Raw genomic sequence first — 26,924 nt, 5'->3', positions numbered from 1 at the left:
CGCAGGCCTTTGGCCGTGAGGACAGAACTGAACAGGTTTCCAAGCATTGTAATAAGGTATCTGCATCTGAATACATAGGGTGTAAGAAGCGAACTCAGGGAACTGAAACATCTAAGTACCTGAAGGAAAGGACATCAACCGAGACTCCGTAAGTAGTGGCGAGCGAACGCGGACCAGGCCAGTGGCAATGCTGAATAAAGTCGAACACTTTGGAAAAGGTGGCCATAGCGGGTGATAGCCCCGTAGACGTAGAACAGGCATTGTCCTTGAGTAGGGCGGGACACGTGAAATCCTGTCTGAACATGGGGAGACCACTCTCCAAGCCTAAGTACTCGTGCATGACCGATAGCGAACAAGTACCGTGAGGGAAAGGTGAAAAGCACCCCGACGAGGGGAGTGAAATAGAACCTGAAACCGGATGCCTACAAGCAGTCGGAGCTCGAAAGAGTGACGGCGTACCTTTTGTATAATGGGTCAACGACTTAGTGTAGCAAGCAAGCTTAAGCCGGTAGGTGTAGGCGTAGCGAAAGCGAGTCTGAATAGGGCGTTTAGTTTGTTGCATTAGACCCGAAACCGAGTGATCTAGCCATGAGCAGGCTGAAGGTTGGGTAACACCAACTGGAGGGCCGAACCCATATCTGTTGCAATAGATTGGGATGACTTGTGGCTAGGGGTGAAAGGCCAATCAAACTCGGAAATAGCTGGTTCTCCGCGAAAACTATTTAGGTAGTGCGTCGATCGAATACCCTCGGGGGTAGAGCACTGGATGGGCTATGGGGACTCACCGTCTTACTGATCCTAACCAAACTCCGAATACCGAGGAGTACTAATCGGCAGACACACGGCGGGTGCTAACGTCCGTCGTGAAGAGGGCAACAACCCTGACCTCCAGCTAAGGTCCCCAAGTCATGGCTAAGTGGGAAAGGATGTGAGGATCCCAAAACAACCAGGATGTTGGCTTAGAAGCAGCCATCATTTAAAGAAAGCGTAACAGCTCACTGGTCTAAATAAGGGTCTTTGCGCCGAAAATGTAACGGGGCTAAAGCCATGCACCGAAGCTGAGGATAAGACAGTCGTAGTGGCTGTTTTGTGGTAGCGGAGCGTTCCGTAAGTCTGTGAAGGCGGACCCGTGAGGGCTGCTGGAGATATCGGAAGTGCGAATGTTGACATGAGTAACGATAAAGGGAGTGAGAGACTCCCTCGCCGAAAGACCAAGGGTTCCTGCTTAAAGTTAATCTGAGCAGGGTTAGCCGGCCCCTAAGACGAGGCGGACACGCGTAGTCGATGGGAACCACGTTAATATTCGTGGGCCTGGTGGTAGTGACGGATCTCGTGTGTTGTACATTCTTATTGGATTGAATGTGCGGCGAAGAGGTTCCAGGAAATAGCTCCACCGTATAGACCGTACCCGAAACCGACACAGGTGGTCAGGTAGAGTATACCAAGGCGCTTGAGAGAACTATGTTGAAGGAACTCGGCAAATTGCACGCGTAACTTCGGAAGAAGCGTGACCCCATGGTACGCAAGTATGATGGGGTGGCACAGACCAGGGGGTAGCGACTGTTTATCAAAAACACAGGGCTCTGCGAAGTAGCAATACGACGTATAGGGTCTGACGCCTGCCCGGTGCTGGAAGGTTAAAGGGAGGGGTGCAAGCTCTGAACTGAAGCCCCAGTAAACGGCGGCCGTAACTATAACGGTCCTAAGGTAGCGAAATTCCTTGTCGGGTAAGTTCCGACCTGCACGAATGGCGTAACGACTTCCCCGCTGTCTCCAACATAGACTCAGTGAAATTGAATTCCCCGTGAAGATGCGGGGTTCCTGCGGTCAGACGGAAAGACCCCGTGCACCTTTACTATAGCTTTACACTGGCATTCGCCAAGGCATGTGTAGGATAGGTGGTAGGCTTTGAAGCGGGGACGCCAGTTCTCGTGGAGCCATCCTTGAAATACCACCCTTATCTTCGTGGATGTCTAACCGCGGTCCGTTATCCGGATCCGGGACAGTGTATGGTGGGTAGTTTGACTGGGGCGGTCGCCTCCGAAAGAGTAACGGAGGCGCGCGATGGTTAGCTCAGACCGGTCGGAAATCGGTCGTCGAGTGCAATGGCATAAGCTAGCCTGACTGCGAGACTGACAAGTCGAGCAGAGACGAAAGTCGGTCATAGTGATCCGGTGGTCCCGTGTGGAAGGGCCATCGCTCAACGGATAAAAGGTACGCCGGGGATAACAGGCTGATGACCCCCAAGAGTCCATATCGACGGGGTTGTTTGGCACCTCGATGTCGACTCATCGCATCCTGGGGCTGGAGCAGGTCCCAAGGGTATGGCTGTTCGCCATTTAAAGCGGTACGTGAGTTGGGTTCAGAACGTCGTGAGACAGTTCGGTCCCTATCTGCCGTGGGTGTAGGAATATTGACAGGATCTGTCCCTAGTACGAGAGGACCGGGATGGACGTATCTCTGGTGGATCTGTTGTCCTGCCAAGGGCATAGCAGAGTAGCTATATACGGAATGGATAACCGCTGAAGGCATCTAAGCGGGAAACCAACCTGAAAACGAGTGTTCCCTATCAGAGCCGTGGAAGACGACCACGTTGATAGGACGGGTGTGGAAGTGCAGCAATGCATGAAGCTTACCGTTACTAATAGCTCGAGCGACTTCTTCGTTCCCATTGATTATGTTCATCTTCATCGAAGATGAAGATCAACTTCTGTCCTCACGCGCCAAAGGCGCTGCGGACGGCGCGCCATCTAGGGTATTTTGCGAATGCAAAAAACCCGGGATTGGCGACGGACTAACGTCCTGTAGGGTGGCATGCTCCAACATCGAGCAAGGCACCATACGGACAGGTCACAGAAAGACGTGTATTAAGACAAAGAGCCTAGGCTCCCAGCTTCTCGAAACAACAGTTTCCATGTGAAATCATGGATCTGTGATTGTTTTGGCCCAACACATCCTCATCTCGAGGGTGCCGTATGGCCAATTGGTGTCCCCTGTGAGCAAAGCGAACAGGACAAGGTACACCAATCAAAAGGCAATCATATGATCCATGCAAAGCATGGATCATATGTTGCGTTTTGCCGACCTGGTGGTTATTGCGGGGCGGCTGCACCCGTTCCCATTCCGAACACGGCCGTGAAACGCCCCAGCGCCAATGGTACTCCGTCTTAAGACGCGGGAGAGTAGGTCGCTGCCAGGTCTGCAAAACGCAACTCATCAAAACAGTCTTCTCAACACACTCCTTCGGCCCAGCCGATCAAAGGGCCGCTCAAGCGGCCTTTCGTCGTTTAAGCGCGAAGCCGGAAAAAAGAAGAAGACGCGCCCTATAATGGTGCGTCCCTTACAGGAGACAAATCCAATAGGATTTGCTCCGGCACAGTCCGTCATCGCGAAAACGATGACGTAGCCGCGACATTCGGCAAAGCCGAATGCGCTGGACGCGGGGTGGAGCAGCCCGGTAGCTCGTCAGGCTCATAACCTGAAGGCCGCAGGTTCAAATCCTGCCCCCGCAACCACTGAAACTTGTAAATTCGACCATTCCAAATATTTACGTTTAAGCTCCTCACCATACTGGTTGAGGAGCTTTTTGTGTTTGGCCTCCGTATCGATCTCGCCAGACGCAATCCGCGCCATCAGATCGTTGCCTGCTGCCGCAAGGAACTGCTGCTCCATCAGGTCGAGAACCTCCATGGATGCCATGATGTCGGCGGTGGCACGAGCGGCTGAAGAGTTCCAACGCCTCCAAGTGTGAGGCTCGCCTCAAACTGAGAGTTCGAGCGGCATCTGAGCGATGATTATACCGAAATCGTCACCAAGTGGTGTCTAAATTCAAATGCGCAGAGAGTTGGCGGAGACGGTTGTAACTACCAGAGTAAGCTCATTTAAAAATGACTTTCTACGTTTAGCCATCTCATTTATCGCTCGGCTCCGTCAACACAATTGCAACCAGAAGACCCCCGGAAATATTAGGATCGTTGAGAAGAGGCCAGCGGCTGCGCAGTAGCTCCCGATCCGTCTCATTACCTGATCGGCATGAACTTTTGTTGTTACGATGTAAATCGACGTCGATGCCACTGCCGATAGTACGAGAAGAGTGACAAGGATCAGTCGGAGGACGGGAATGCCGGCCAGAAAAACGGTATCCCAATTCGCCCTGCATCCCACGGCCTGAATGCCGTAGAGCGTGATGAAATAGATGCTCCACATAACGAACGGTCCCAGGATCACCAGCATCAACCGATATCGCATCGGTTCACCCTCCTGGCGTCAGTGTTGTCAGGAGATGCGGGTATAGCCACGCGATCAGGACGATGGCGAGGCAGTAGCGGTGCCACAGAGAGCCGATCTGGAGATCGTTTTGACGCGCCCCGGAAATGTAGTGGCGGGTGCGCCACAGGCAAAAGCCGGAAAATACGAGGCCAAGGGCGAGGTGCAGCAGCAAGTAGCTGGAGACAGCAAATTCGACCGCATCGAGAGCCTGTATCGTAGCTGCCTCGTAGCGCCCATGTAATTCTACCAGCAGCAGAGATGCCGCTGCGCCATAAGCAACCATCGAAACGATAAGCATCTGTTTGCATGAGGCTCTTTTGACGCCTGCTAACGCGCCCACGCATGTTGCAACGAGAGCACAGAGTATCACGAACGACGCTCCCCAAGTCGATGTTACAACTGTAAATGGCCTTGGATCGAGGTTCGAAACCCAGAGGAACAAGCCTCCAAACAGGAGAGACGAAAACAGCGTGGCATTGGCGATCAGCACCAGACGCATTGCCAGAATAGTCGGCGCCTCCCGGCTTTCGAAATGCAGCGGCAGGCGGCAGTCTTTGGATGCGTCGAGCAGACCACGATCCGTCTTGGCATCCGGGTTTCGGGTCCACAGCAGGAAAAGGCCAAGCGTTAGCAGGCCGAACATCACCGCGACGGGATAGAGTTTGAGAAGAAGCGAGACGAAGACCCCGCCGGTCGTGATTGCCGTGAACAACGGCAGATAGGTCGGTCTCGGCAGAATGATGATTTGATTGGGTTCGCCGGAGATCGCATCGACACCCAGAGTTTCCATCCAGCCATTGCGTGAGAAACCCAAATAGCCCCTGCCTGCTGCCAGTTCGGCCCCCAGCTTATCGATCGGCAGATTGTCGGCCCGTTCTGAAATGTGGGGGATCGACGCGAAACTGTAGGATGGGGGAGGTGTGGGCATGGCCCATTCCAGCGTTCCCGCTTTCCAAGGGTTACGCCTAAACCGCTTTCCGAAAATGAAGATCAGCACCATGTCGAGTGCGACCAGCATGAAGCCCATGGCCATGATGAAACTGCCGAAGGACGACAGCAGGTTCAGCCATTCCCATGGCGAACCCTCAGGGTATGCATAGATTCTGCGCGGCATGCCAAGCAGGCCTGTCAGATGCATCATGAAGAACGTCAGGTTGAACCCGATAAAGATCATCCAGAAGGCGGCATGCGACAGATGCTGCACGGGCTGGCGTCCGTTGATGTGCGGTATCCAGTAATAGAGGCCTGCAAGCATGGGGAACAGGAAACCACCCACCAGTACATAATGCAGATGCGCCACCACGAAATGCGTATCATGCGCCTGCTGGTCGAACGGCACCATGGCCAGCATCACGCCGGTCAAGCCACCCATGACGAAGACGACGAAGAAGCCGATGATATGCAGCATCGGCACGTTCAATTGCGGGCGCCCCTGGGCAAGCGTCGCAAGCCAGGCGAAAATCTGAACCGATGTGGGTATGGCGACGAGCGCGCTGGCGGCTGAGAAGAACGACAATGCGACATGAGGAATGCCGACGGTGTACATGTGATGCACCCACAGGCCGAATGAGAGAAAGGCCATGGCCATCAGGGCCGCGATGATGATCTCATAGCCGGTCAGCGTCGTTCTCGCCAGCACTGGAATGATGGTGGACAAGGCGCCCGCGGCGGGAAGAAAGATGATGTAGACCTCCGGGTGTCCGAACAGCCAGAACAGATGCTGCCACAGCAGCGGATCGCCGCCTCGGTCAGGAACGAAGAATGGCAGGTCGAAAGCACGTTCCGCTTCCAGCAGGATAGATCCGAGGATGAGAGGCGGAAATCCGACGAGCATCATGCCGCCGACCACCAGCATGTACCAAGCGAAGATCGGCATTCTGACCAGAGACATTCCCGGCGCGCGCATGCGAATGATCGTGACCACGATTTCGATGGCGGCGCTGATTGCGGAAATCTCCACGAAGGTGATGCCCAGCAGCCAGATATCGGCATTGATGCCGGGGCTGTATTTTGATGATGAGAGCGGCGTGTACATGAACCAGCCGCCATCCGGCGCGATGCCGGTGCCAAGTGCGAAGATCAGCATCGAGCCGCCGAAGAGATAACACCAGTATCCGTAAGCGGATAATCTGGGAAAGGCCAGATCGCGCGCGCCCAGCATCTTCGGCAGCAGATACATGGACAGGCCTTCGAAAAACGGGATGGCAAACAGGAACATCATGATGGTCCCGTGCATGGTGAAGACCTGCGCATATTGCGCTGCGTCCATGAACCCGTTGGTAGCAGTCGCCAGTTGCGTGCGAATCAGCATGCCGAGGAAGCCACCGATGGCGAAAAACACCAGCGCCGTCAACATGAAGCGTTTGCCGATGACGTTGTGATTGACCGCGGCAAAACGCTTGATGCCCGAACCAGCATTCCAGATCGCATCGAGCTGCCTGTGCAGGGCGATGGGAGACAGCTTCTGCGTGGGTATGGATCGGTCCATCACGGGGCTAAATTCCTCACGGTGTTTTCATAATCGGGCAGGCTGTGTGTCTGGACGCGGAAGGTCATGGCGGTATGGCCTTGCCCGCAATACTCAGAACAAATGCCCCCGAAGGTGCCCTCGATATCTGCCAGCACCGTGATCGTGTTGATCTGGCCGGGAATGGAGTCGATCTTGCCGCCAAGCCGTGGCACCCAGAAGCTATGGATGACGTCCACGCTCGTCGTGTCGATTTTCACCGGCAGGCCGACCGGTATGTGCAGAACATCGCGGGACGTGACCTGTCTGCCATCGATCTGATAGGCGAACTCCCAGCTCCACATTCGGGCTGTTGCCGCAATCGTGACCGCGGGGCGGGGCGTGTTTGCGCCGAACATTTTCTCACCCTGATAGAAGGCATAGCCCAACAAAGCGATGAGGATGGGGATGGGCATGATGATGCCGCCCAGGACGATCCAGCGCTTCGGATCGATGGATTTGAAACGCCCTCGCGCCATCAGGACCATGAAGAGCAGGCCTATGACGAGCGCGAAGATCACAGCAGAACCTGCCAGCATCGCCCACCAAAGCTTCGCAAAAGCCTCGGTCGAGGGCCCGGCGGGATCGAGGGTCGATAGGTCTCCCTGACAGCCAGAGAGCATGGCGCTGGCAAGGAACAGCGTACCTAAACCCCGGAACCGGAAAGCGGATCGCCGTGTTGATAGCCAAACAGGAGCCAGTGGATGCCAGAAACAGACAAGCCGAACCCAGTGATTTCCAAGGTGGAGGAAAAGACTACAAATTCCGCTGTCGCGGTTGCCGGTCATCCCCTCCACGCCATGACGGTGCACTTCCCCATTGCGCTGGTAATCGCCACTTTGGCTGCGGATGTCATGTTCTGGTGGAGCGGTGATCATTTCTGGATGAGGGCGGCACTCTGGGCTTCGGGCGGCGCCTTCTTCAGCGGCATTGCCGCGGGGCTGATTGGCACAGCGGAATTGTTGCTGGTGTCCGGCATTCGGGCGAGGGTCGCCAGCTGGGCGCATGGCATTGCTGCCATGTCGTTGATTGCCGTTGCAGGTGCCAACTGGGGCGGGCGTGTCACCGAAACCATCGACGTTCTTCCGCACGGGCTGGGTCTCTCGCTCCTGGCGTCCGTTCTCACCGGACTGGCTGGATGGCACGGCGGCAAACTGATCTTCGATCATGGCATCGGCCTCATGGTATCTCCCAAGGACTGATGTGCGAGATAAGCTGTTTGAGCGCGCCCGGCTCTGCCCATCCTGATGGCAGGGCAAAGGGTGCGTCCGGTCGCGCCAGCACCAGAAAAAAGATAGCTCCCACCACAAACCCGCTGATGATGGTGACCGAAACAAAGCGCCATACCGGGTACACCTCGCCATCGTTGAAGAGGCGGATGATGACGAGGCCGGTCATGACGTGGATGACGACCATGATGCCGACGAATGCCAGCTTCATGGAAAACCATGCACTGAACGGGTTCTGCAGAAAAATCAGGACGGTGCCGGTGGCAATGGCGATGAATGCGGCAGGCGAGATGACGCGCACGTAGGAAAAACGGACGATCTTCTGAAGCCGGAAAAGGTCATCATCCCTCACGATATGGGCCCGCTGCACGTACAGCCCCGGCAGGCTGACGAGCCCGGCGGCCCAAACGGAAATGGCCATGATGTGCAGGAATTTGATGAATACCATCGCGCTCACTGCTCTGCCGGACGGGGATGAAGCAGGCGCGTGCGCATGCACCACAGGACAACGATTGCATATGGCGCAAAGCCCAGCGTCCACATCAGCACACCGGCCAATTGCTGATCCGCAAGCGGTGTGAATCCAAAGGCCTGCGTTGTCGCGAAATGCGCTTCGAAAAGCGTTACAGGTGCAAATGTCAGGATGGCGCCGAGAAAGCCCATTTGCACCATGGTGCCGAGCGCCAGGCTGGTGGTGGCCACCACCGACGTATTGCGCGAGAGCAGAGCGTGCCACAGCAGAATGGATGCGACGATGAGCGCGATCTGCATCAGCCAGTATTGCCAGGTGCCTGACAGGGCAAAGGCATAACCGAAGGGCAGATGCCAAACCCAGTAGATTGCGGTGTGCACAACGAAGATGGCTTCCAACGGAATTTTCGTGAGCCACCGCTGTGTCGGCCAGCCGATCATGACGACAAAAGGCACGATGACCGAGCCGATGAGAATATGGTGGGCCAACCTTACAGAAAAGAGGGCGCTGGTCATGGCACAAAGCGGCGAGACAAATGCGGCAATCAACAGGAAAACCAGCAGGCCTGTCTTCCATCCCCTCGGAAGCGGCGCGGCATAATGAAACGCCACTGCAACGCCTGCGATACAAGCGATGAGAACAGGGTCAAAATTCCACGAGGATAGTGCATTTTGGAGCGTCGGAGCTGGGCCGCAATAGGGGTCAAGCGTGCTCGGCAATATGCTGTTTCCTAATTGAAAGATGTATGGGCAAACTCTGGTTACATCACTCGCAACGCATATAAGAACAAACTGTTCCACAAATTTTCCATCACCCTTTGGTTACAACTCCGCGTAGCTTTTTAGGGAACTCTTACGCACGTTTTTCCATTGGCTGGTCAGGATTTTTCCATTGGCTGGTCAGGAGATGATGCGCGGTTGCGTCCTGCGTCCGCCGATATCAGGCCATTCTGGAGTTTTCGGAAACTGGCGAATTCCACGTCTCGCAATCGCGAGAATGCGTCGTTGCGCGTTGGAACAACTGGGCTTGGGTGCGGTTCAGCATTCATGGATAAGAGCAAGGGTGGAACGGTGAAAAAAGTCAAATATGCGCCATACAACATGCCAACAGGCGGTTGGGGATCAATCAAATCCGTTGTCAAAAATGCCGTGACGCAAAAGGCCGTCAGGACCGCCCCGGGTCTGATGACAGACCACAACAAAAAGGGCGGTTATGCCTGTACCAGTTGCGCCTGGGCCAAGCCGGGCAAACCGCATCTGGCGGAGTTTTGTGAAAACGGTGCCAAGGCGACATTCTGGGACCTGACGGCCAAGCGCACCACGCCCGAATTCTTTTCCAAACACACCGTCACCGAACTGCTTGATTGGGCCGACTACGATCTGGAAAACGAGGGACGTTTGACGCATCCCATGCGATATGATGCGGCGACCGACAGGTATCAGGAAGTGAGTTGGGCCGAAGCATTTGCAGATATCTGCCTCAAACTCAAAGGCTATGATCCGCAGTCCGTCGTATTCTATGCATCAGGTCGCGCATCGCTTGAGACCTCCTACATGTACCAATTGCTGGCGCGGCTCTATGGTAACAACAATCTCCCAGACAGTTCCAACATGTGTCATGAAACGACGTCTGTGGCCTTGCCGCAAAGCATTGGAACCCCAGTCGGCACCATCCTGCTGGAAGATTACCAGCATACGGATTGCATTCTTTCCTTTGGTCAGAACGTCGGCACCAACGCCCCCCGCCTGTTGCACAGCTTGCAGGAGGTCCGCGAGCGCGGAGCACCGGTCGTGGTGTTCAATCCGCTGAAAGAACGTGGCTGGCGCGAATTCGTCAATCCCCAAAGTCCCGGGCAGATGCTGACCAACAAGCCGACCGATATTGCCACGCAATATTATCAGGTCAATGCTGGCGGTGATATCGCAGCGATGGTCGGCATGGCCAAGTGTCTGTTCGAATGGGATGACGAGGCCATTGCCGATGGAAGGCCGCGCGTCCTCGATGTCGCGTTTATCGAGGAGCACACCCACGGTCTAGCCGAATTCGAAAACTACGTCAGAACCATGCCATGGTCCGATATTCTTGCCACGTCCGGGCTCAGCCACTCCTCCATCGAAGCAGCGGCAAGGACCTACTCTCAGGCACGCAATGTCATCGCCATCTATGGGATGGGTCTGACCCAGCATCGTTATGGCATCAGCAACGTCCAGATGCTGATCAACCTGTTGCTCATGCGCGGCAATATCGGCAGACCCGGCGCTGGCATCTGTCCCGTACGCGGTCACTCCAATGTACAGGGCCAGAGAACGGTCGGCATATCCGAAAAAACCAAACTGGTTCCGCTCGATCGTCTGGGCGAACAATATGGTTTCGAGCCTCCGCGCAAGGATGGCGTCAACACGGTTGAGGCCTGCGAGGGTATCATCGATGGCAGCATCAAGGCCTTCATCGGCCTGGGCGGCAACTTCGTACGCGCCATTCCCGAGCGGACCTTGATGGAAGAGAAATGGCGCGGGCTCGATCTCTCGGTACAAATCGCAACCAAACTCAACCGAAGCCATCTGATCACCGGCGCCACGACCTATCTTTTGCCCACGCTGGTCAGAACGGAAATCGACGAGCAAGCCACTGGCCCGCAGATCGTCACCATCGAAGATTCCACCACCTGCATTCATGCCTCACGCGGCAAATACAAACCCGCGGCCGAAAGCCTGCTGTCGGAACCCCGAATTGTGGCTGAGATTGCAAAACACGCGTTGACGCCCAATCCAAAAGTGCCGTGGGATGAGTGGGTCGGCGATTACAGCCGTGTCAGAGATGCCATCGAAGCCACGTACCCTGAACCCTTCAAGGATTTCAACAAGCGCCTCGATATTCCCGGTGGCTTCCCGCGCCCCGTTCCGGCCAGAAACCGCATATGGGAGACAGACACCGGCAAGGCGAACTTCAAACTGCCGAAGGCGCTGTGTTCCGGATTCTCGACGGGAGAGGATCGCAACGTGCTGAGCCTCATCACCCTGCGGTCCAACGATCAGTTCAACACTACGGTCTATGGCTATGACGACCGGCTGCGCGGCATCCACAAATCCCGGATGATCCTGATGATGAATGCAGACGATCGTGTCCGATTGGGGATCGCGAAGGATGGGTTGGCCACGATTACCACCGCCGTTGACGACGGTATCGTGCGCGTGCTGAGCGGTATGCAGGTCATCGACTACGATCTGCCGCCCGGCAGCTGCGCGGGCTATTTCCCCGAATGCAATTCGCTCATTCCCTTGTGGCAGCACGATGAGGAAAGCAAGACACCAGCGGCGAAGTCCATTCCTGTCAGGGTTGCTCCGGCATGAGCGCGTTTCCCAAGCCTGCAGAGTTGACGGAAAACGCATTCGAAGCGTTAGCGACAAAGGCCGGGCAGCCAGTGAAAACTATCGCGATCCTCGGGCTATTAGCGGGCGTTTACATTGGTTTGGGTGGCGTCGCTGCCACCGTCGCACTGGCAGGCGCAGACGCCATGCCCTTTGGCGTGGCGCAGATCCTCGCTGGTTTGGTCTTTTCCCTGGGCTTGGCTGCCGTGGTTGTCGCGGGTGCCGAACTCTTTACCGGTAACACCCTTTTTGCTGGGCCCGTGCTGTTCGGCAAAGTGTCTGCTGTCGTTGCATTTCGCGCTCTGCTGGTCGCCTATGTCGCGAACTTCATTGGCTCGATTTTGCTCGCCGTCATCGTCTTCGCTGCACGATTTCACGAGGCTGATGATGGGGCTGTCGGTGCAGCCGCTATCGACTTAGCAACGACGAAAGTCGAAAAAGGCTTTTTCGCCGTGCTCGCAAGCGGCATCATCGCCAATATTCTTGTTTGTCTTGGCGTGTGGTTCGCATTTGCAGGCAACAGCGTCACAGAAAAACTCGCCGGAATTTTCCTGCCGGTGACGGTTTTCGTGGCGGCGGGCTTTGAGCATTCGGTTGCGAACATGTATTTGCTGCCATACGCCTATCTGCTTGAACAAAACCAGGTCGGCTTACCCTCAATCACCATCTCGTCGATCGTGAGCAATATCTCGGCGGCCACACTCGGCAATATCGTGGGAGGTGGCTTGGTCGGCGTCACCTATGGCTATCTTTTCAACAATAAAAACGCTTTGAAGTGAACTGTAACCGACCGACATTCAGGCATTCAGCATGTTCATTTAGGGCTTTGCGAAAACTGAAAAGGCAGGGCGATGCGCTGATGTCCGATATCCGTCACCGGAATATGAAATCCATAGATCGAGTGTAGCGTCTCCGACGTCATGATATCCCGAGGGCTGCCATCGGCGACGATTTCACCATTACGCATTCCAATAATTCTGTCCGCAAATCCGCTGGCATAATTGATGTCATGGAGAACGATGACGATCGTCTTGGCGTCCTCGTCTGCGATTTTGCGCAGGGATCGCATCAACTCCTGTGAAAAATACATATCGAGATTGTTGAGCGGTTCGTCCAGAAGCAGGTAGTCGGTGTCCTGGCAAAACGACATGGCGACCAGCGCTCTCTGGCGCTGCCCGCCGGAAAGGGTTTCGAGAAAACGGCCTGACAGATCGGAAAGATCGAAGAGTCTTAGCGCCTCCTCGATCATATCTATGTCGCCTTGAGACTGGTGGCCGCGATTGTGCGGAAAGCGCCCGAAACCGACCAGTTCCTTCACCGTCAGACGGCTCGCGACCTGATTATCCTGACGCAAAATCGCGAGTTTTTTAGCAAGGTCCCGCGTCGGCGTTGAGCCTATGGGCAGATCGTCCACGCTGATCGACCCTGTCTGCAACGGCTGAAGGCGCGCCATCAAACCCAAAAGGGATGATTTCCCAGCACCATTAGGGCCGATGAGGGCGGTAATCCCGCCCTTGGGAAGCGTCACGGAAATATCTTTCAAAATTTGCGCTGCGCCGTAATGCAGCGAGACGTGTTCGATCCGGATCATCTGCGGCTCCCGCGCCAGAGTAGGATGAGAAAGACGATGCCACCGGCAAATTCGATGACCACGCCGAGCGTCGAACTGTTTCCGAGGCCATGCTGAAACAAGGTCTGCCCGCCAACGAGCACGATGATCGCAACGAGTGCTGCTGCCGGGATCAGCACCGCATGGCGACGTGATTGAACGATCTGCTCCGCAAGTGCGACGAACAGCAGTCCGAGAAAAGCGACGGGACCCACCAGTGCGGTGGAGACAGCCACCAGCGCTGAGACCATGAGAAGACAGGCAATCTGGGTTTTTGGCCAATCGATGCCCAGCCCGATTGCGGCGTCCCTGCCAAGGGCCACGATATCGAGGCTATGGCGCGCGCGCCAGATGCAGATCAGCGCCCCAGCGGTCAGCAGCGAGGCGATGGCCAGAAGATCGGTTTTTACATCGTTAAAATTGACGAAACTGCCGCCCTGCACGATAGCGAAATCATTCGGATCGATTAGCCGGGCGAGAAGCGAGTGAAGGCTGCGAAACAGGACACCGACGACGACACCGCAGAGCAGCATCAGCCCCGTGTCCCAGCGCGCGCGCAGCATGGGTAGGACTAGAGCACATGTCAGCGCCATCAGAAGGATGATTTCGCCTGCAAATTTCAGGCGCGAATCCAGTGTCGTATAGGCGAGACTGCCGAACAGGAAGACGAGCAGGATTTGTCCGAAAACATAAAGCGCGTCCATTCCCATGATGGAGGGCGTCAGAATGCGGTTCGCGGTGACGGTTTGAAAGACGACGGTTGAGATGGCGATGGCGATGCCAACCTCGATTAGCGCGGCCAGTTTGACGGCGCGTAGGCCAAGCACGAAAGCAAGATTGCCGCGCAGGCCGATCGTCATGAAACAGATGATGCAGCCAAGTGCCACCAGCGCCAGAATGAACAATGGTCGCTTAAGCATCGGCGCGCCGACGAAGGAGCAGCAGGAAGAGGATTGCGCCGACGACGCCCATCACCGTGCCGACCGGAATTTCGTAAGGGAAACGAATGATCCGTCCGATGATGTCGCAACCCAATGTCAGGATGGCGCCAAAAAGTGCTGTGACAGGCAAGGTGGCGCGCAAATTGTCGCCCATCAGCCTTGAAACGAGGTTGGGAACGACAAGACCGACGAAGGGGATGATGCCGATGACAACGACCGTGACCGCTGAAATGATGGCGATGATGACGAGCCCGATTTGCAGCATGCGTTGGTAATTGATGCCAAGTCCGATGCTGGTTTCGCGACCCAGCGTCATGATGGTCATGCGGTCTGCCGTCGCCCAGGCTGCGGCCACCAGCAGCGCACCAATCCAGAGCATTTCATAACGTCCGCGCAGAACACCGGAAAAATCACCATTGCTCCACACCGAGAGATATTGCAGGAGATCGGCCTGCCAGGCGATGAAAGTGGCTGCTGCACCGATCACGCCGCCATAGACCAGCCCGAACAGGGGAACGAGATAGGGTTGGGTGGGTGGCAGACGATGCGCGGTCATCAGAAACAGGCTGGTTCCTGCAAGTGCAGCAATGCTGGCAATTACGGTTTTGAAGCCTAACGTGGCCGCGGGCCAAACGATCGTGACGAGCAGAATGCCAAGCTCAGCAGACTGGGCGGTACCCGCAGTCGCCGGTTCAACGAAGCGGTTGCGGGCGATGGCTTGCATGATCAGCCCGGCAATCGCCAGGCCAGCACCCGCCAGCACTGCCGCCAATGTTCTCGGTAGGCGGCTGACAGCCAGCAATTCCGCGCCATCGGATGAGGTCCAAAGGCCGCTGACGGAAACATCGCCCGCGCCGACGCCGAGGCTGGCGACACACAAAAAGGCGAGCACTAAGCCCGCCAGTCCAGACAGTCGTTTCGGATGCCGTTGTGCTGAAGCGATCATTGTGCGGCGGAAAAGGCCTCTCTGATGGTGGACAGCACCCGCTGCGTGGCCTGAATGCCGCCAGCCGCGATGTAGAAATCTGCGGCGGGCAGGTAAACGACCTGGCCTTTTTTCCAAGCAGTCGTGCTGGCCACCAGCTCATTGTCGAGCGTGGCGCGCGCGCCCTGTTCACCAGAACCGATCGCGGCTGCGCGGTCCACCACCAGCAGCCAGTCTGGGTTTGCCTTGTGAATGAACTCGAAGGAAACCGCTTCACCATGTGTAGCGGCCTGCATGGTACTGACCGCCGGTGGCAGGGCAAGTGTTGCATGAACCCAGCCGAAGCGTGAACCGGCCCCGTAGGCGGTCACTTTCGGGCCGTTGGTCATGACGATCAGGACTTTTCCCTTGCCGGCGACTGCATTGCGTGTTGCCTCGATCTCCACATCGAGTTCCGCCGCGATTGCCTTCGCCTCGGCCTGTTTGCCAAACAAGGTGCCGTAATCGATGAGCCGCACTTTCGCCTGCTCCACCAGATCGTCGCCATCCATGGTCATGTCGATGCTGAGTGCGACGCGGGCGGTGGAGTCGAGTTTCGGTGAAGACCGTCCGCCCAACACGATGAGATCAGGACCAAGCGCGCTGAGCGCCTCCAGATCAGGTTCGAAAATATCGCCAACTGCTTCCGCTTCGGATTTGAGGTGTTCCAGTTGTGGAAGATAAAGCTTCTGGGGCACGCCAGCGGGCTTGATACCCAGGCGGTCGAGGGTGTCGAGAGCGGCGAGATCGAAGACCGCGATACGTTCCGGCTGCTTCGGTATATCCACCATGCCGCGTGCTGTCGTTATCTCGGCGCTATGCGCGGCGGTCGCAAGCAGGCTTACAAGAATGAAAAGTCGGTATAACCTCATGGATGTCACGTCTCGGTTTGCAACGTGTCGGGTTTGGCTGTTGCCGAAGATGGCGACCATTGCAACGGCTGCAACTCTTCCCGAAAGGCAAAGCGCAAAAGATGGCTTTCGATCACGTGCTGCGTTTCTTTCAATTGGTCTTCGTCAGAAGCCGTGCAGCGGATCGTCAGTTCATCGCTATCCGCATCCATAATGGCGGTGCCGCAGGTAAAACGGCATTCACCATGGCCTTCCGAATGCGAAACATCGACCTTGTGGGCAAAGTGCTTGCACAGCTGTGCGATATATTTCGCCGCATGTTCGGTGCGCAGCGCTGCCGTTGTTTCCATCATCGTCTTCTCCCGTCACGCGCCAGCGGGCCATGCCGCTGAGCGCTCTTTCTTGATGTGATCAGAACGTCGCCTTGGCCGTGATCAGGAAACTGCGGCCCGGTTCGAAAAGGGGTGTCACGTTGCCGAATTCCTGTCCATAGGTAGCGCGGTCGGAATAGCTCTCGTCGAAGAGATTTTTCACCTCTGCGCGGAACGTGAAATTCTGCAATTGCTCCGGCTTCCATTCGGTGAAGACATTGACGACTTCATAGGCTTTGTAAGGCGCTTTGTCCGCAGCCACGTGGTCATATTCCGGCGCAATTTCGATATCGCCGCCGACTGTCAGATTCCACTGATCGAATGTATGGGCAGCGGTGATGGTGATGATGTCGCCAACGGGTGAAGCCAGGTAATTACCACTGTCGGAGTCCGCTGGCGAACCGTTTACGTCCACGTCGATATGGGCGTATTTGACCTTGATGTAGGAACTCGTCCATTCGTAACCGGCACCGACTTCAAAGCCCTTGGATGTGAGATTGCGGCGGTTCAAGGCACCTGCGGTGGCGAGATTGTAGAGCGGAACACGGGCGTTATCGATATCGGTGCGGAACAGGCTGACGTCGGCGGTGAAGCCGTTATATTCAGCATCCAGACCGATCATGTAATTGTCAGCCTTGACAGGCGCTGGTCCTTGGCTGCCATAATTCCAGTTCGGATTCATGATGAAATTTTCCGCCAGTGGCACCCCGGCCCAGACATGGGAGAACCCGGCTTTGGCGGTTAAGATATCCGTGAGGTCATATTCGCCTGATATATTGACACTGAGACCAGCGTTGTCGAATTCCGAGTCATTGGTACCTGTAAACCATTGCCGGTCCCCTCTCGCGCCGAAGGACAGGCGAGTGCGCTCCCATGGCTCGAGACGCGCTTGCGCGTAAATACCCAGATTCTGCGCTTTTTCACGACTGCCATCGGTAGGATCATTCAACGTGGCCCGGTCGTTATAAAAGTCAATGCCAGCGACTACACTACCGATATCGAATGAGAATTTGTTTTCGAACTTGCCGTTGAACGTCGAGGTCTTGCCACTGTCATCATAGAGACGGCCTGTGGGTCCGTAGATGGGTAAGGTCACCTCAGTCGAGCCATAGGCCAGCATGACCTTTGGATCCCACCAGCCTTCGGGAGTTTCGTCGGTGTATGTGAAGACGGTATTTTGCCGCTCCAGCCGGTAATCGCGGATTCGTGGTTCCCAAGGGCGCGCCACCACAAATCCCGCATTTGCACGGTAAGGACGCGGCGCATCGTCCACCAGTCGATCATGGCTTATTTCAAAACGGTCGCCGCTATCGAATTCGTAGCCGACTTTGCCCAGCCCGCTCAACAGGTTCGTTGTGGTCCCGTCCACAACGTCACCATTGCCGCCGTGGAAATCATTGCCTTTGCCGAAGGTGAAATAGCCGAGGTAATCCAGCCCGTCCTTCAAGCCATAGGCCGACAGGCCGGTTACAACTGTTTCGCTGTTGAAATTATAGGTCGAGGTCACAAACCCGCCGAATGTCTGGCCATCGGTCAGCAGGTCTTTTGCATCTTTGGTCTCGTAGTTGATCGCGCCAGCAAGCGCGCCAGGACCGGCATCGGCAGGAGCGATACCTGAATCGACGTCGACGGCCTTCAGGATCGACGGGTCGATCAGGTTGGTGGCGTTGTGGTGAAAGACCTTGTTGTTCTGGCGGGCGCCATCGATACTCACCGCAAGATTGGTTTCTTCGACGCCGTGGACATAGACCTTTTGCGACATGGGCAGCGAACTGCCGACCTGCACGCCAGCCTGTTCGCGGAAGACGTCTGCGATGTCGCTGGGGTTGATCCTTTCCAGCTCGTCTGCTCCGATGACGGTCTCGCCGACATCGCCCTGACCGACGGATTGTCCTTGTAACACGATGGTTTCAAGGACCGTGCTGTTTCCGTCACCGGACGCGACGGGCGCGGGTACTGAGCGACCGATCACCGCCGTGCCGTTGGAAATGCTATAGGGAATTCCGGTGCCTTCCAGCAGTTGCCCTAGTGCGGCCTGCGCGGACAAGTTACCGGAAACGGCACGGGAGGTGATACCCTGCGATGTGGACGCGGCAAGCGAAACCTGCAGACCGGACTGTCGCCCGAAGGCATTCAGCGCCGATGCCAGCGGCTGCGCCGGAATGTTGAAGCTGCGCTGAGCGGTCTGCGCCATTGCTATCGGTGCCTGTCCCAGCATCGTGATGCCCACTGCCGCCGATGCCATCAGCCTGAGCGCCAAAACCGTCCCCCGGTTCGACTTTCGCGACCGTTCCACATTTACCTGAAGCGCCATTCCGCCCAGTCTCCCCATACGCCAACATTGCAAGCCCCCTGCCTGCATTCAGCTTAGAGACGACCGTGGTGCCGGGATTTTTCATCGCTCAGCGAAAAAATCGTGAAATTTTTAAATATTAGAAGAATGAGAGTACGCGGAGATAGGGCGATACGTGATGCACCTTTGCGCCGTATGGGCTGACAAGAGCTTCCAGAGCGCGGTCAGGATCAGATAAATCATAGAGACCAGTGACGTGGCGTTCTTCCAGATCGCTGCTTGCGACCTTGATCCATGACGGGTGGTAGCGCTGCAATTCTGCCACCACGGTTTTGATCGCAACATCCTGTACGAACAGCTTTCCATCCCGCCAGGCGGCAATAGCATCGATATCCGTTCTGGCCCGTGAAAGCTCGCCGTTGCCCCGATCAAGTGTGACAGAATCGCCGGGGCGAAGTTGCATTGAATGCCCGGTTTGCAGGGAGCGAAGATCGACGACCCCATGGGCGAGCTGGACGCTGGCGACCTGCGGTGTGACATTGACGTCAAACGCCGTGCCCACAACGGTGATGTTCAACTCGCCGCCAGCATCGACGGTAAACGGTCGGCTTGTGTTCGGCTGGACGTCGAAGAAAGCCTCGCCAGACAGCAGGCGAACCTTTCGTTCGGTACCGGAAAAATCTATAGCGATGGCACTGGCAGCACTCATGTCCACACGGGACCCGTCCTCCAGCGTAATGCGACGGGTTTCGGCGGTTGCAGTTGTGTAATCGGCCTCATAGCGGGTCACGACAGTTGGGCCAACCACTGCCGCGACGAGACAGGCCGCAAGTGCGGCAATGCCGATACCGATCGCATGTCGTCGGCCAAAGCGTGCCCGTCGGACGGAGCGTTTTTGAATTGGGTTTTGCCAGGCTGGAATGTTGATGGGCTGTGTTTCGCCCATTATCTCCCAGGTGCGACAGGCTTTGCCCCATGCCTGTTCGTGTTGTGTCGAACGCCCGATCCACGCAGCGAAAGCGAGATCGTCGATGTCCGAGCGCGATGGGTCGCGCAGGCGCAGGAACCAGTCCATCGCCTCTTCGAGCAGTTCTTCATCTGTCTGGTCGTGCCGCGTCACATCATACCCGTTTCGGATCTCGACAAGCTCTTATCTGAGTTTGCTTATCGAGAGTAGTACGATTGAAGCAGGAAGATTTTTCGTGGAGATCGTGAAGATCAGGCATTTTTTCTGTCGAGCGCGATGGCGATCTTTACCATCGCGGTTTTGACGTGCCGGTGCGCTGTCGCAACGGAGATTCCCAGATGCTCCGCCACGACTTCCAACGTGCAGCCGCCGTGCCGGTGCATTTCAACTGCGATCTGAATATCCCTAGGCAACGATGCGAGCACCTGCTGGGCAATACGAACTTCGTCACAGAACATCGTCGTCTGCTCTGGCGTTTCGGCAGCACGCGGGACGATCCAGAATGGCGGATCGTCGTTTTGCGCACGCTGTTCGATCTTACGACGCTTGACGATGTCGAGCGAGAGATTGCGGACGATCCGGTAGAGATAGGCCAACCCCTCCCGCGCCGTTTGTGTCGGCGAGTTGCCGAATCCGAAGCGAAGATAGGCTTCCTGCACGATGTCTTCGGCGGCATCCCGGGAACCGAGAATCCGGGCAGAATAGCTGATCAAAGCCGTGCGATGCCCCATGAAAAGGGTATCTGCATCAAGGCTGACATCCAGGTGCTGCTTCGCTTGTCTTTCTTGCACGCTGTCTTCCGATAGGCGGTCGATTGACGGAATAAATTCCTTGCGCCCATGGAGGCGCTTGCGTGCAACTCTCTAACAGCAAAAACATGATCAATAAAGTCATATTTGAATGTTTGTGGCAGCGACTGTGGAGAAGAGGCGGTTTACACGGCCAGCCTGCGCAGATTGATCTCCGGCGATGCACAATGTTCGTCGCACCATTGCGCAAACACGGTGCCGAGCCTGTCCTTGAGTTTGGTTTCGATACGGTCTGCTTCGTCCAGTTGCGCAAAGACCGCTGCCGCCTGTGCCGGGTCGTTTGTCTGTGAAAGCTTCATGCAGACATAGTGAAGGTTCTTCAGCGATTGAACCAACGCTTCAATGTCCTCGCACAACCGCTCGAATTCCGCTGCCGGCAATTTCAGGGCACGCCAGAAAAAGGCAAAGCCGTGCTCATAGGCATATTTGCGGATGGTCAGAATCGGCAGCTCGCGCACTGCGGGCCCCAGGTCGCGTAGCGACAAGCCTTGCTTGCCTTCCAGATGGGCCGCAACGATTGTCCGCATTGCGTCGACGATCGGATTTCGCTCGAAAACGAAGCAGCTTTCGAAATAGGCCTTGAGGTCTTCCGGGTGGGGAGCGCGCGCTTGCGCAATATCGAAGGCGTAACCACCGCCGACAGTCGGCTGCATGATGGCGTGAATGACCTTGTCGCGCGCCATAACCCCTTCCCAGCGATAGTCGGGGTCATGCACGAACCAGGTCTCGGGATCATCCGTCTCTTGCAGCATCAGATAATGAGGAAACGGGTTCTGGTTGAACTTGTTCTCGCGCTCCGGCATGTGGAACATGTCCAGCATCACCATCACGCATTCGGTTTCTCCGCGCTCACGCACGAGATCGGTCATCACAGCCAGATTGTCCGCCTTGCTCAGCGCCGGGTCGTACCATTCGTGCACTCGAACGCCATAGAGGCGCTCGAACCATGCACGGTAAAACTCCTGGCTGATGTCGCTCGCGTGATACCGCAGTTGATACTTGTCGCTGACCACGAACTTCGCGTCCCAGATGCCACAATAGAACGGTCGCTGGTCAAGTCCGCGCTTCTTCAGCCCATCGCAAACACAACTGACGAAGCAATGAACCTTGATGTCATAATAGGCCTCGCCATGCACGCCTTCGTCCGTATCGCCGCCGGTCATCGGAAAGCTTGGGATCGGCAGTGCCGGTGCCCTTGGCAGATAGAGGCCGACCAGATCATCGACCGTCTCAACATCCTGACTGGCGATGGCGTCTTCCGGCATGGCGAGATTGAATTCGAGTTCGAGGTTCAGAAAAATCTGCAGGATGAGGACGGAGTCGAGATACAGATCCTCGTTCAATCGTGCATCCGGCGCAAACCCGGCCATATGGGGATGGTCCATATGGGTAGTGAGAGTGGTTTCGATGGCGGAAAAAATGTCGTCGCGGGTCATGAAGCCACTCCGGTTGGGACTGGAAGAAAGGCGCCAGCGGCATGGCGTTCGGCAACATCACGGCGGCTGATCTTACCGTTGGCCTGGCGGGGAATGTCGCTGACCTGGATCATTTCGGACGGCAATTGGTGGGTGGCCAACTGCTTGCTCAACCATTCCCGTAGCGCGCTTGATGACACCGGATTTTCGGCGCTAAAAAGAAGGGCCACGCGCTCGCCTGCAAAGCGGTCGCTCTTGCGAAATGCGACGGCGTCGGTAATGCCGGGCATGGCGGTGACAGCGTCTTCGACATCCTTGGGATAGACATTGAGGCCAGCGACATTGATCATGTCATCCATGCGCGACACGAAGACCAGCATGCCATCAGCTCTGACATATCCAAGGTCGCGCGTGTGGATTTGTTGACCGTCGGCCTTGCGGATGACGATATCGGCTGCCGCCTCGAGATCGCTGCCTGTGTCCGCAGTAACGTGTGGCAGAACGTAGCCCATATCGTGCGCGGCGGTTAGATCAGGGTTGATGGCGACACAACCGGCTTCCGAGCAACCATATTGCTGGAAGAGATTGTCGCATTTTTCACGAATGCGCGCGAACCAAGGTTCCGGCAACAGCGTGCCCGAGGTCATGGCGGCGTGCAATCTTTCGCCAGCAGGCAGAAGTTGGGCCAGCATATGCAGGATGGCAGGCGAGGAATAGAGCACGGGCCGCTCGGTCTCGCGCATGACTTTCAAAAGATATTTCGGATTGCCGGTATCCACGACCACAGGCGTGACGCCACGATGAAGCCCCACCAGAAGGCCGCAGATCAGTCCATATGAATGCGTCGTCGGGCAGGCGGCGATGGGCGTCATATCAGCGGAGGCTGTGAATGCCTGCACGTAGCTCGCGATTTCCGTTTCGATATTCTGCCATGTGCGGGCAATCAGCTTTGGCGCGCCGGTCGTGCCGGAACTCATTTGCAGCAATTCGCCTTCGCCGCCCGTTACGGATGCTTCCGGCAAGGCTTCGCCCGTCAAACTGTTATAGAACAGCCGGTCGCACCCTGCCTGCACGGCGAGCTTGCGCGCCGCCGCATAGGGCGTGCCGGGGTGGATCGGTAGAACGCTGGCACCGGCTTGCCGGATGGCGAAGAAAAACGCCAGCCAGTCGACTGCATCTGCAAAGCACACCGCGAAACGGGCGGACTGCGCAAGTCCCGTCAAAGCGGTCAGCTCTGCTGAGCGCTTTTCGAAATAGGCTTTGTCGTAAAACGTTTCGCCAATCCTGATCATCGCATCGTTCTCCGTTCGGCCGTGGCCTTCGCAAAGAAGTTCGGCACGTCGTGATGGTATTCCGGCTCGCGGGCGAGCAGTTTGCGGGTGAGAAGAGATTCTGTCTGGATGGTCGGCGCATCGTAACCGAGCGCTGCCATCCGCTGGCTCGCTTCGTGGCTTGCCGCATAGGTTTCGATGATTGCTTCGACGCGCTGCCAGAAGCTTGCTTCGGGCAGTTGGTAAGCATGATCGAGGAGATGGGCGATTTCTGCGAGATTGTAGACAAACAGGGTGTCTGCCACCAGTTCACGTAGGGAATCGAGATTGTCCATCCAGTAGTATTGATTGGGGGCGGCGTTGCGATAACGCGCATCGAGTGACTGAAAGTCTGGCGTTTTGGCGGGGGCGCGCAGGAAGGACGGGCAGAACTCGACGCTCTCGTGAAAATCACGAAGCACCAGTCGCACCGGCCAGCCATTTCGATGCACGAGCAACATGTTTTGACCATGGGCTTCGACGGCAAGGCCGTGATGCACGAAAAGATGCCAGACGGGCAGGACGGAGATTTCCAGCAAACGGTTCAGCCAAGGCATGAGACCGAACTGCTCGATCCATGGATGAACGAACGGCTTTTGATCCGATTCCAGCATCATCAGCGCGTTGAAGGGAATGACGTCCTCTCCGGGCTGTAAATCTTTGAGCGCACTTTCGCGCCAGATGGCACCGATCTGACCGGACAGTTCGCCTTCGTGCTCCGCCAGCACAGCAGCATATTCCTGAAGAATGGTCAGCGGGTAACGGTCGCGAAACGCGGCGTCTTCATCCACCATACCGGCGATCCACCGCGACAGCACTGGGGCGATGCAAACCGAATGCGGATCGAGAATACGCCGGGAGGATGTGTTGACGACGTCAAGCGGCAGTTTGATGCTTGCGGCCAGAGGGCGATCGATATTGTGCAAACTGCGTAGCGACTGGCTGGCGAGATAATTGTCGCCGAACTGTCCGAGGCCATGCAATTTGCCGCTGGCGATCAAGTCGGAGCCTGCACCGTCTTTCAAACGCTGCCATTGCCACGGATGCATTGGCACCAGCGCAAACTTTTCCCAGCTACGATTTTTCGCAGCGCGCGCGTCATCTATCTGGCCCCAGACCTCCTCGCCGAGTTCGCTTTTCCAGAAGCTCGTCTCGTCGCGGTCAAGCGCCTGCCTTATGGTTTCGCGCGCATGCAACGCCCAGAAAAGCTGGAACGGTTTTGCCGCTTCAGGACCATAGAGTTGGTTGTCTGCGGTCGCAAAACCGTACCGTGCCTTGAAGCATGGATGATAGGGGTGGCCTTCGTGTAATGCACCATCCAGATGCGCGAATGCCATGTCCCGCCGTTCGCGCGGTAGAATATTATCCTCGTTCCACTGGCAAAGCGTGACTGTATGCTCGAGTTCTCTCAACAGCTTATTGTGGGTCGTCTCGCTTCCGGGTAGGCCCACGACAATCGCGGCAAGTGAGGCTGCTACCCAATTGCCATCTGAATCTTTCGTCTCGATGGAATGCGGTTGAATACGCGTACGGCCAAATGTGCCGAACGTCGCGCGGCAGCGATAATCGCGTCCATCAGACGTCCACGTCAGATAGTCCGGCGGTTCGATCCGAAAGGAAACGAGACCTTCGAACAGCATCGCGGCCACCAATTGTCTGATGACACGATCCTGCGGCGCGGACTGAATTTCAAGAGGCAATGGCATGCGGCCTCACCGTGTTGGTATCTGTGATCGTGGGCAGGCTCAGCGGGTTGGGCATCTTTCGGTAGAGCGAGTGGTCCCCCATCGAACTCAGTTCGTCCACATCGGCCAGTCGGGTAGCAAGGTTCGCTTTGGTGCCGATATCGGCTTCATCCAGAATATGCCGGATGAAATCGCGGCCAAGTCCGCGCATGGAAAGCGCAAGCGTTTCCAGATGATCACGTAGTATCCGCAGGAGGGCCGTCTCATCGGCAAGCCCATCATGCGCCATGCGGCTGATGACCGAAAACACCTGATTGACGATCAGGTAATAGGCAAAGCGGTCACGAATATCTGCTTCGGGGAAATAGAGGGAGTTGATCGTTTCTGTTTCGGGCACGGCGCTTGCGATTGCTGGCCTATGGCTTTCGGAGAGATAGAAACCCTGATTGTCGCGGTAGTAGCCCAGCCTTGGGTAACCCGTGCCGATATCGACAAGGCTGTTTTGTTGGTGCGCCTCGAGCGCAATTCCATGCCTCTCATAAAGCTCGATCAATGGCGTGACAGCGCAATCGAGATATTGGCGAAACCAGAGCGATGCGGTTGCTTCGATATTGCCGCTCTCCCCAGCATTTACCTGCCTGACGAGCCGTTCCAGCCGCGACAGTTGGCCCGGAATTGGTTCCGCCGTCAGCGATGCGAGCGTGACGATACCCGTCCCACTCTTTGCCCTAAACGGGTTTTCCCGGAAAATCGTCTCGAACCCGCTTTCTTTGCGGCCAGGAATATCAAGCGTGATGAAGGCGGGGTCCCGGATGATGCGGAACGATGGCATCTCTCGTGCAAGATCGAACCGGTCGACCAGCTTTGCCATGGCGACGCCCGCATCCAGCTCGTCACGCCCGTTGATGCGCACCGAATTGGTGATGCGCACAGGCAGCGAAAACTTCAGCATCCAGTCGGCGTCTTCGCTCCAGACCGTGCGCACCGACGACGTTGCCGTGAAATGTGGCCCCGCAGGACCAAGGCTTCGAAGGGCGCCTTCTGCCATCATCGCGCTGATGTCGGGATCAAGTAGCAGTGCCTGCGCCTGCAAGGGGTGCATTGGCAGGAGTGTTTCATTGCCGCGAATACCGAAGTTGCGGGCGCTAGAACCGGCGAGTTGGGCGACGATACGGTCGGCAGACTGGTCGGTCGCCGACGCATGCGTCACGAAATCCGTTCGTGCCGCAAAATAATGCAGCTGAAAACGGCCATGGAATTCCGGCGCATAGGTTTTCTGCTGCCAGAAGGTCATGCCCTGTCGACTTTTCGGCGTCGGGTGCAGCCAGTGTCCGAATATGAGTGATTGTTCGGCAGCAATGAAATCATCACGCTCGTCGGGTTCGGCCAGCGCATATTCGATATTGGTGTTGATCTGCTGGTTGCTGTCCATCACGCGCAACAGAAGTTCTGTCTCGCAGCCGTTCCGATTGCTACCTTCCGGCGCACTCTGATAGGCCTCCCGCATCAATGCCTGCAAGGCAGGCATGGGCGCGCAAGGGTGCCAAACGGTTTCTGAGAATGCGCGCTGCCATATGCGGCCAAAATGGTGCGGGCCGCAGAGTGATGCCGAGGTCACTTCGGCTCTGATAAACATTCTGCTGCCATGCAGCACCCATTCGATGCAGTCGATTTCTCTTGCGAATACCTTATGGCGAACAGCTTTGCCGGTATCGATCTCGCGCATGTAGCAATTGGCGAAACTCTGAAACGTGGCTGTCTCGGCAGCCTTCCAGGCGACAGACATTATGCTTCGCACGCGATGAGGGGTGAGGAAGCACGGTTACGGGTTCCCGAAGACAAGAACACATATCGGGTTGTTTCTA

The 26,924-nt window shown here is 56.4% G+C and carries 20 protein-coding genes, 1 tRNA gene and 2 rRNA genes (1 of these 23 cut by a window edge); 7 read left to right on the top strand and 16 right to left on the bottom strand.

Going from position 1 to position 26,924, the window contains the following annotated elements; translation table 11 throughout:
* The 4 genes from HRR99_RS17550 to HRR99_RS17535 all read left to right on the top strand — a co-directional run.
* Positions 1-2,666, top strand: a 23S ribosomal RNA gene (locus HRR99_RS17550); it begins 228 nt to the left of the window's first position.
* 418 nt (positions 2,667-3,084) lie between these two features.
* Positions 3,085-3,199 (top strand): 5S ribosomal RNA (gene rrf / locus HRR99_RS17545).
* Positions 3,200-3,438: 239 nt separating this feature from the next.
* Positions 3,439-3,515: transfer RNA gene (locus HRR99_RS17540), tRNA-Met, on the top strand.
* Between the two features lie 73 nt (positions 3,516-3,588).
* Positions 3,589-3,726: a hypothetical protein gene (locus tag HRR99_RS17535; RefSeq protein ID WP_233124056.1), complete on the top strand. Its 138-nt coding sequence runs from the start codon at positions 3,589-3,591 to the stop codon at positions 3,724-3,726.
* Between the two features lie 526 nt (positions 3,727-4,252).
* On the opposite strand, the gene ctaD is transcribed toward HRR99_RS17535, so the two are convergent.
* Both ctaD and coxB read right to left on the bottom strand, forming a co-directional pair.
* A complete protein-coding gene (gene ctaD / locus HRR99_RS17530; RefSeq protein ID WP_233124955.1) occupies positions 4,253-6,757 on the bottom strand; it encodes a cytochrome c oxidase subunit I in 2,505 nt (834 codons plus the stop codon).
* Complete coding sequence (gene coxB / locus HRR99_RS17525; RefSeq protein ID WP_277877919.1) at positions 6,757-7,398, bottom strand: cytochrome c oxidase subunit II; 642 nt, start codon at positions 7,396-7,398, stop codon at positions 6,757-6,759. Before coxB ends, ctaD begins: the two co-directional genes overlap by 1 nt.
* A gap of 81 nt (positions 7,399-7,479) precedes the next feature.
* Between coxB and HRR99_RS17520 the strand changes: the two genes are divergently transcribed.
* Positions 7,480-7,977: a DUF2231 domain-containing protein gene (locus HRR99_RS17520; RefSeq protein ID WP_233124052.1), complete on the top strand. Its 498-nt coding sequence runs from the start codon at positions 7,480-7,482 to the stop codon at positions 7,975-7,977.
* On the opposite strand, the gene HRR99_RS17515 is transcribed toward HRR99_RS17520, so the two are convergent.
* Positions 7,955-8,452: a CopD family protein gene (locus tag HRR99_RS17515; RefSeq protein ID WP_233124051.1), complete on the bottom strand. Its 498-nt coding sequence runs from the start codon at positions 8,450-8,452 to the stop codon at positions 7,955-7,957. The genes HRR99_RS17520 and HRR99_RS17515 overlap by 23 nt on opposite strands.
* 5 nt (positions 8,453-8,457) lie before the next feature.
* Entirely contained in the window at positions 8,458-9,195 is a 738-nt protein-coding gene (locus tag HRR99_RS17510; protein ID WP_233124049.1) for a cytochrome c oxidase assembly protein, read from the bottom strand.
* A 327-nt stretch (positions 9,196-9,522) separates the two neighbouring features.
* On the opposite strand from HRR99_RS17510, the gene HRR99_RS17505 reads away from it, so the two are divergent.
* Both HRR99_RS17505 and HRR99_RS17500 read left to right on the top strand, forming a co-directional pair.
* Positions 9,523-11,826: an FdhF/YdeP family oxidoreductase gene (locus HRR99_RS17505; protein ID WP_233124047.1), complete on the top strand. Its 2,304-nt coding sequence runs from the start codon at positions 9,523-9,525 to the stop codon at positions 11,824-11,826.
* Positions 11,823-12,623: a formate/nitrite transporter family protein gene (locus HRR99_RS17500; protein WP_233124045.1), complete on the top strand. Its 801-nt coding sequence runs from the start codon at positions 11,823-11,825 to the stop codon at positions 12,621-12,623. Before HRR99_RS17505 ends, HRR99_RS17500 begins: the two co-directional genes overlap by 4 nt.
* Positions 12,624-12,658: 35 nt before the next feature.
* On the opposite strand, the gene HRR99_RS17495 is transcribed toward HRR99_RS17500, so the two are convergent.
* From HRR99_RS17495 to HRR99_RS17440, 12 genes are all read right to left on the bottom strand, one after another.
* Complete coding sequence (locus HRR99_RS17495) at positions 12,659-13,435, bottom strand: iron ABC transporter ATP-binding protein (RefSeq protein WP_233124044.1); 777 nt, start codon at positions 13,433-13,435, stop codon at positions 12,659-12,661.
* Positions 13,432-14,373 carry an iron chelate uptake ABC transporter family permease subunit gene (locus HRR99_RS17490; protein WP_233124042.1) on the bottom strand — a complete coding sequence of 314 codons (942 nt, stop codon included), beginning with the start codon at positions 14,371-14,373 and terminating at the stop codon, positions 13,432-13,434. The genes HRR99_RS17495 and HRR99_RS17490 overlap by 4 nt, the downstream gene beginning before the upstream one ends.
* Positions 14,366-15,340, bottom strand: a complete 975-nt coding sequence (locus HRR99_RS17485; protein WP_233124040.1) for an ABC transporter permease — start codon at positions 15,338-15,340, stop codon at positions 14,366-14,368. The genes HRR99_RS17490 and HRR99_RS17485 overlap by 8 nt, the downstream gene beginning before the upstream one ends.
* Positions 15,337-16,230, bottom strand: a complete 894-nt coding sequence (locus HRR99_RS17480) for a siderophore ABC transporter substrate-binding protein (RefSeq protein WP_233124038.1) — start codon at positions 16,228-16,230, stop codon at positions 15,337-15,339. The genes HRR99_RS17485 and HRR99_RS17480 overlap by 4 nt, the downstream gene beginning before the upstream one ends.
* Before the next feature lie 5 nt (positions 16,231-16,235).
* Complete coding sequence (locus HRR99_RS17475) at positions 16,236-16,562, bottom strand: DUF2218 domain-containing protein (protein ID WP_233124037.1); 327 nt, start codon at positions 16,560-16,562, stop codon at positions 16,236-16,238.
* A gap of 58 nt (positions 16,563-16,620) precedes the next feature.
* On the bottom strand, positions 16,621-18,894 hold the full coding sequence (locus tag HRR99_RS17470) for a TonB-dependent receptor (protein ID WP_233124035.1): 2,274 nt from the start codon (positions 18,892-18,894) through the stop codon (positions 16,621-16,623).
* Positions 18,895-19,012: 118 nt separating this feature from the next.
* Positions 19,013-19,993, bottom strand: a complete 981-nt coding sequence (locus tag HRR99_RS17465) for a FecR family protein (protein WP_233124033.1) — start codon at positions 19,991-19,993, stop codon at positions 19,013-19,015.
* 98 nt (positions 19,994-20,091) lie between these two features.
* Positions 20,092-20,631: an RNA polymerase sigma factor gene (locus tag HRR99_RS17460; RefSeq protein WP_233124031.1), complete on the bottom strand. Its 540-nt coding sequence runs from the start codon at positions 20,629-20,631 to the stop codon at positions 20,092-20,094.
* 143 nt (positions 20,632-20,774) lie between these two features.
* Entirely contained in the window at positions 20,775-22,085 is a 1,311-nt protein-coding gene (locus HRR99_RS17455) for a DUF6005 family protein (RefSeq protein ID WP_233124029.1), read from the bottom strand.
* Entirely contained in the window at positions 22,082-23,356 is a 1,275-nt protein-coding gene (locus HRR99_RS17450; RefSeq protein ID WP_233124028.1) for an AMP-binding protein, read from the bottom strand. The genes HRR99_RS17455 and HRR99_RS17450 overlap by 4 nt, the downstream gene beginning before the upstream one ends.
* The gene (locus tag HRR99_RS17445) at positions 23,353-25,080 is read right to left on the bottom strand and encodes an IucA/IucC family protein (protein ID WP_233124026.1); all 1,728 of its coding nucleotides are present in this window, start codon (positions 25,078-25,080) and stop codon (positions 23,353-23,355) included. The genes HRR99_RS17450 and HRR99_RS17445 overlap by 4 nt, the downstream gene beginning before the upstream one ends.
* Complete coding sequence (locus HRR99_RS17440; RefSeq protein ID WP_233124025.1) at positions 25,064-26,845, bottom strand: IucA/IucC family protein; 1,782 nt, start codon at positions 26,843-26,845, stop codon at positions 25,064-25,066. The genes HRR99_RS17445 and HRR99_RS17440 overlap by 17 nt, the downstream gene beginning before the upstream one ends.
* Between the last annotated feature and the right edge of the window lie 79 nt (positions 26,846-26,924).

Origin of the sequence: Agrobacterium vaccinii (assembly GCF_021310995.1) — a bacterium.
Lineage (GTDB): Bacteria > Pseudomonadota > Alphaproteobacteria > Rhizobiales > Rhizobiaceae > Agrobacterium > Agrobacterium vaccinii.
Note: the sequence above shows the minus strand (reverse complement) of the source record. Positions and strands in the feature narration are given on the sequence as shown.